At 41.0% G+C, this 6288-nt stretch carries 8 protein-coding genes; 2 read left to right on the forward strand and 6 right to left on the reverse strand.

The genetic code is table 11. The features are described from left to right. From D8Y20_RS13330 to D8Y20_RS13350, 6 genes are all read right to left on the reverse strand, one after another. Positions 1-1508, reverse strand: a 1508-nt coding sequence (locus tag D8Y20_RS13330; protein WP_147434107.1) for a recombinase family protein, incomplete at its 3' end; no start/stop codon positions are given. 3 nt (positions 1509-1511) lie between these two features. Further along, entirely contained in the window at positions 1512-1664 is a 153-nt protein-coding gene (locus tag D8Y20_RS13655) for a hypothetical protein (protein WP_153232668.1), read from the reverse strand. Positions 1665-1697: 33 nt separating this feature from the next. Then, positions 1698-1886, reverse strand: coding sequence for a hypothetical protein (locus D8Y20_RS13335; protein ID WP_121544204.1), 189 nt, complete (start codon positions 1884-1886; stop codon positions 1698-1700). Continuing rightward, complete coding sequence (locus tag D8Y20_RS13340) at positions 1880-2953, reverse strand: hypothetical protein (RefSeq protein WP_121544205.1); 1074 nt, start codon at positions 2951-2953, stop codon at positions 1880-1882. The genes D8Y20_RS13335 and D8Y20_RS13340 overlap by 7 nt, the downstream gene beginning before the upstream one ends. 2 nt (positions 2954-2955) lie before the next feature. Further along, positions 2956-3360, reverse strand: a complete 405-nt coding sequence (locus D8Y20_RS13345) for a hypothetical protein (protein ID WP_121544206.1) — start codon at positions 3358-3360, stop codon at positions 2956-2958. Positions 3361-3704: 344 nt separating this feature from the next. Next, positions 3705-4598 carry a DUF2971 domain-containing protein gene (locus D8Y20_RS13350; protein ID WP_121544207.1) on the reverse strand — a complete coding sequence of 298 codons (894 nt, stop codon included), beginning with the start codon at positions 4596-4598 and terminating at the stop codon, positions 3705-3707. 221 nt (positions 4599-4819) lie between these two features. Between D8Y20_RS13350 and D8Y20_RS13355 the strand changes: the two genes are divergently transcribed. Together D8Y20_RS13355 and D8Y20_RS13360 are read left to right on the forward strand one after the other, a co-directional pair. Further along, on the forward strand, positions 4820-5290 hold the full coding sequence (locus D8Y20_RS13355; RefSeq protein ID WP_147434108.1) for a HEPN family nuclease: 471 nt from the start codon (positions 4820-4822) through the stop codon (positions 5288-5290). Between the two features lie 92 nt (positions 5291-5382). Then, the gene (locus tag D8Y20_RS13360) at positions 5383-5949 is read left to right on the forward strand and encodes a hypothetical protein (protein WP_121544209.1); all 567 of its coding nucleotides are present in this window, start codon (positions 5383-5385) and stop codon (positions 5947-5949) included. Positions 5950-6288: the final 339 nt, after the last annotated feature.

The raw sequence follows: 6288 nt of genomic DNA on the forward strand, positions 1-6288 counted from the left end.
ACTTTACTGTCCCCTTCAATAATCGCTTCCTCTTCATTCACAGTGATCTTGTTCACAAGAAGTTTGAGATACCCTTTTGAGAAATCATTGTTAGTAACTAGGCGAGATCGAAGAGCTTTACTGAATGCTTCAATATGGCGTTTACTAATGGTTGAGAATGGTGTTTGTGAAATCCTTCTTATACTGGATAACTCAATCAAGACATCTTGCCTTCTTACTCTAAGTTTCTCAGCTCTAACTTGTAGCGTTTCATCCATTGGAAGGAATCCGCTTTCGACAGCTTCATATAGTCGATCCATTTTTGCATCAATTGCTTTTAACTCTTGCTGGAACAGTTGAAGCTGTTGATCTGTCTGTTCATTAGATTTCTTTGAAGATGAACGAAGATTGTCAGCAATAATATTTATTCTTTCTGGAGTGAATACGCATTTAACCAATCTACCTAATACGATTTCATCAAGTTTATCCATCGGAATATTCTTACTTGAGCAATGAGCATTTCCTTTATTAATTCGAGTGGTGCATTTGTAGTATTTATATTTTCCGCCCTTGCCTGTTGCTAATGTCATACCAGAACCACAACAGCCACACTTTAGAATTCCTGTTAATAACGTTGGATTGTTAACCATTCTCGGCGGAACCCTTTCATGAGAGCGTGCATCGCGTAGCTCTTCCGTACTCCTGAAAGTTTCAGCCTCGATTATGGATTCAATGTCTAACCTTATCCATTCACTTTTAGGCTTTTTTTTCTTCGTTTTACTATCAGTTTGGTTAAAGTAGTACTCACCTGTATATGTTTTACTTGAAAGAATGTCCTGAATTTTTTGAATCCGCCAAGGCTTCCCTCTCATTGAGATACCACGTTCAGTAAAGTGGTTGGCGATTCCCTTCATACCCAATGATTTCCCATTATGACCGTTTAAATAGAGCTTATATATCTGCTTAACAATTGAAGCTTCTGTTGGATTTATCGCAAGGCGTTTTTTATATCCATGCCGGCCTTTAATTTCAGAGTCTATTGTTTGGTAGCCAAAAGGAGGTCGTGAACCATTGAAAAAGCCCTGCCGCGCATTTTCATTCATTGCTCTTAGCGTATGTTTTCCGTTCTCTTTACTAGAGTATTCATCAAATATGCTGAATATCTTTCTAGCCATTTCACCAGATGGATCATCACTGGTCTGCTGAGTAATAGAGATCAGCTTAACCCCTATTTTATTCAGCTTGCGTTCGTAAAGACCAAACTCAAGAGAATCCCGAAAGAAGCGAGAAAGGCTGTGAATAATGATGGCATCAAAAGGCGGCGGTGACAGCGTAGCGTCAGTAATCATCCGCTGAAAAGCGGGACGCTTCGCATCGGTTCCCGATGCTCCAGCTTCTACATATTTAACCCCGACCTTATAACCCTTGGCCTTACACCAATCTTCCATTTGCCTGATCTGGTCAGGAATTGATAAGTCCTTCTCTGCCTGTCTGACAGTAGAAACTCGCGCATAAAGAGCTACAACCATGACTTACTCCTTTTCTTTCTCAATCTGTATAAGTATTTCTCTAATAAGTTCTGGAAGAATTGATTTGATCAACTCCAGCTCTTCATTAGAAACACCATCTTCTAAAAACTCATCATTGAGCTTAATTGTTAATTTATATGTGTTGTCCTTGTTCAAGCATAAAGCACCTGTGCATAATATATTCCTGCCCTAGCCTTTCCGTTCCTGTTGATCGAATAAATCTTCCAGCTCTTTTCCTAATCCTCTTTTTCCAAACTCATCTAGAACCAATTTCCGGTAGGCTCTAAATTGTGCTTCAGGCAATGATGATTCTGCCATTAGCAATACGCGGGACATGCGAGCATTCACATGTTCCATAATCTGAATAAGTGTTACCACTTACCCAGCCTCATCTGTGTTGTCTTTTTCTTAACATCTGTTTGCCAGGATAAAGGGTCATGAACTTTAGATAAAAGCCAATCCAGTTGAACAATTGCTTCTGATTTCGAAACCATATCAGAACCCTTCCGAAGGCAATAAAGTGCAGCAATTCTCTTCATATAGCCATACATGCTAATGGCAATTCTTAACTCTTTTTCTTCAAGAAGAGCATCCTCATCAAAGCATTTATCAACGCCTAAACAATTCATGTTTTCTATTTTATCTTGCAGATCAATCCACAAAGGATGAAGCGGCCATCTGGAGCGGTTGGAGTCATTCGCTTTGATTCTTAGAGTTGTATGCTCAGTAGCTAAATAACGAAGAAGATCCCCTTCTAACTGACTCAAGTCTGAAAACGTTCTAATTCCAAATCGACGAAGCTTGTCTTTCCTTACCTGCCATTCAATACGCCATACATTTTCACTTTCATTCCAAAGATCGAAAAACCATACCTTTTCACTTTTCTGCTCAATTTCATCTATCTTATTATAGACACGTAGAACAATATCGCCCTTTCCGATGTTGAATGTTTGAACCACCCCTTCTTGCCTATATTGGCTATCCTTCGATGAAAGGCTGATAAAACTATCCTCATCAAAATCTATTTCTGGAACATGATAATCAAAACTGAAATCAACGCGCGAAAGTGATTCTGATTTATATTCACAGTAACCAAGTGCAGAAGCCCATTCCATGAACTCTGCATGGAGTTGATAAACTGACTTTCTCCACAATGCTTCGCTTGGAAAAGTAACGTAAAAATTCGGAGTGTTGTTTTCACCAAGTTGAATATTGAAGTCTCGATTAGAAATCACGAATGGAAAACCTGATGAACTACCATATCCATGCAGAAGAAAATCCATTCCACCTAAATTAATATGCTTTGGGTCTCTCATTTTACTTTGCCTTAACTTTTCTTTTTCCAAAGTAAGCATTTCAAAATCAACACCATGTCCAGAGGTGCGTTGTAAATAATATGCACAATGTACGGTGTCATGCCCGTGGAGAAGAAATGAAAAGCTCATCTTTATTTTTCTCTTTCTTCAACCACTACGTTTTCACTCGAGAACAGTGGCGCAGGGCTCTCATTCCCTAGCTCTTTCTCAAGACTTTCAAAATGTTTGTTTGATAGTTCCCGAAATTTATTAGTTGGACCTTTATCCTCAAAAAATTTCACACCTTCACTAGATTCATGGTCATAAAACTCATCAACAAAACGACCTTTGACTGTGGGGAATGAAGATTGAAGTTGATCTAATGCAGCAGTTAAGAGATCCCCTATGATCTCTGTCCTAGTTTTGTTTGGGTACATCTCACACAATGCAGATAACTGCGCAGCAACATGAACTGGTAATCGTAGTGAGAACTGCTTTGGTGTCAGCCTGCTGTTATCTGGTGCTTCCCAAATACTTACTAAATCGCTTGCCTTCATAAATACCCCAAGTGTTATACGAAACTTTCGTGAAGTTTAGACTAAGTTTTATGCAAGTGTCAAATAAGTTAGCAGAAGTATTTAGGGCTCTAAAGTATTTTTAAAGTTAACGATTGTATATTTAATGTATCCGTAGCCCCCCGTGTTACTACAACGGGGGAAGAAGATCAGTTTCAGCCGCCACTCGGCGCGCGTTCCGTCCTGTAGGGCGGTACGTGCGGCGATTTAGGCGGCTACAAGATTATATGAATAGATTGCGACTGACTGTTTCCGGCTAAACTCGGACAGTCAGAATTTTATATAAGTAGAAGGTATAAGGCCTGACCCTTGAACTCCCCAGCGCCTTACAACTGATCGAAAACGAGCTTCCCGCCTCCGTCGCGTTTGGCTCGGAAGATTGCGATGTCACGATTAACGGTGCGGGCCTTACCAACGATGTCATGAATGTCGGACTTCTCCATCTCAAGGCCGAGATACAACTCCGTGATCTCTTCAGGATGGTACGGGAGCGTATTCCAAGGCTTCTCGTTTTCGCCAATCGGAACAGCTAGTCGATATTCGCCTTCGTGCTGCCAATCCAGCGTTTTGGTGTAGATGATCCGTTCGATGATCTCCTTAATCCGGGCTTCATGGTCTCCAAACAAAGCGCCAGCGCTGAATTCAAGCGTATCTTCGTAGAGCGGAGCACGTTTCTCTCGGTAAGTGACGGGACGAAAGAGCTGGAATTTGGAGTCCTTGGCAAGATTCGGTTGGATTCGCAGAGAAATGCCCTTGTGGTTCTCAGCATACTCAGTCCACATGCGCTCGGAGTCTTTGTGGGTAGTGACGCAAAGTACACGATAACCCTGCATAAACTCGTTGATCTCTGCGATATGCGCCTGCGTCTGCTTGCGGTAGTACTCGACGTCATATATTCGTTTGTCCGTGTTCATCAGTTTGGCCCGAACGAAGTTAGCGGCCCCCGGATTTGCTCGGTAACTCTGCTGCAGGACCTTGATTTTCCCCTTCATTGGTGAACTGCATGTAGGCTCTTCGTTAAGGTGCCGTAGGATCACGTCGGGGAAGCCGCCCGCGATCTTTTTCAGCACTTCTTCGGTGTCCTCGGCGAAGATGCTTTGGATCGTTAGGTCTTCCGTGTCGTTGAAACCAGACGGTTTTGCGTGTTTGAACGTTCTATTTCCGAGCGTCAGCTTCGCACCTGAAACGTCGAGGTACTTATAAAGCGGCGGCAGAGTCATCTAAGCAAACACCATTTCATTTGGCAGCCATCTTCGAGCGGCCAGCGTACCGGTATCGCGAATGGAAGCACGGGGTCGAGACAGACATTCCTGATTACACATGTATAAAAAATAGTAACGGCCTTGAAAGTGACTGTCCATTTATGGCCGTTTTACGTCAGTCGCCAACGACGAGGTTCGCCAAAAGCGGACATTCATATTTTAGGCTATAGTATTGATTAATGGGAAACTATCATGATCTGGAATCTGAATTTATTGAGAGAACTATGCGGCTCATTTCTCAATATTATGAAACTTTAGACAGGTATGTTTTTGAAGAGCAGTACAACTACACACTAACAATTAATTGCTTGCTTGGATTGATTGTTATGCCTAAAGAAAGAGTCATGCCCTATATACCAACAATTAGACTAACTACTGAATTCAGAAAAGAAATCGGTATGGAACACTCTGAGATCGGCACAGGCATTGTAACATTGCGAGATTTAGTGAAAGGTCTAAGGCACTCAGTAGCACACTTTGCTATTAACGTGATTTCTGAGGATGATAGAAACCTAATAGACTGGATCGAGTTCAAAGATACGCAAAATAATGACCTTCTGATTGCGAGGTTCAAATCCAGTGAACTACAAGCATTCCTGAAATATTATTCAGGCTGCCTACTTGAAAATTTAGAAAGAAATCGGAATTAACTCAGCCCCTGATACAAGTTGTTAGTTGTTAGTAAATTCAAAAACTTGTTAGATTGTTTGCGTAAGTAGAATCAGGACTATTGGGTGGTTTCGTGGATAAAAATGATAATTCAAAGGAATTAACTTTAGAGATTGTTCAGAAAATAATCATTTGCCTTCGAAATGTGTATTTAAGCACATCCAAGGAGATTGATAAATTTTCTGGATGGATTCTTGCCGGCACTGCTGCTTCGATGGCGTTAGTTATTTCAAACAGTCTATCAATTAAGCAAGGATTTGGGGTTGAACCGGCCTCATTGCTAGGCTTTCTACTAGCATCAGTAGTTTTTGGCATTATCTCAAAAGTCCTTTTCATTCTAGGTGATTGTAAATTTCGTATTCTTAAAGAGCTTGAAGACTCCATTCATCAAGTTATAGATGAGCATAAAGATGCCTTTGAAAACAAACGGCTTGAAATTGGAGACGAATTTCACAAACAACTCTTAGCGATATATCCCGAAAGAACGCATTACCTCTTTGATAAAAAGAACGATGACAATGAAGTGGAACATATAAAAGAAACTAAAAGCTATCTCGCGACAATTGGAGGGCAGCTCATTGCATGCATCATGCAAATCATTTCCATATTGGTCATGCTTTTGGTGATAGTTTTCAGTTGATGCATAGTTAAACAATAGCTGAAAACTTTGCAATACGTAGTAATTCACTAGCCGTCACTTCCAATGCTTTAGTAATAACGGTGATATTGGACTACCCCTGAAGCAGTAGGCACAGAAAAGTTCTAAATCGAATGACCGGAATTGGCCGAACCCAGTCAGTCAGGTTAATGCAACAGCTTCAATCCAGTGCCCAGATTCATCCCCTTGGGGACGCCAAACACGAAGGAGTTACGGAAACGTAGCTCCTTTTTTCTGTCTATTTAACACTTGATAAAGTGATACGCATTCAATGCATGAATGCATTTTTCCAGCAGAATATAATTTCAGCTTCAGTTCGTT

Source organism: Mariprofundus sp. EBB-1 (assembly GCF_003665155.1).
Taxonomy (GTDB): domain Bacteria; phylum Pseudomonadota; class Zetaproteobacteria; order Mariprofundales; family Mariprofundaceae; genus Mariprofundus.

Bases quoted from the DNA above. Each gene is read 5' to 3' on its own strand.
- D8Y20_RS13340 (WP_121544205.1), bottom strand. From the start codon at position 2,953: ATGAGCTTTTCATTTCTTCTCCACGGGCATGACACCGTACATTGTGCA.
- D8Y20_RS13345 (WP_121544206.1), bottom strand. From the start codon at position 3,360: ATGAAGGCAAGCGATTTAGTAAGTATTTGGGAAGCACCAGATAACAGC.
- D8Y20_RS13350 (WP_121544207.1), bottom strand. From the start codon at position 4,598: ATGACTCTGCCGCCGCTTTATAAGTACCTCGACGTTTCAGGTGCGAAG.
- D8Y20_RS13355 (WP_147434108.1), top strand. From the start codon at position 4,820: ATGGGAAACTATCATGATCTGGAATCTGAATTTATTGAGAGAACTATG.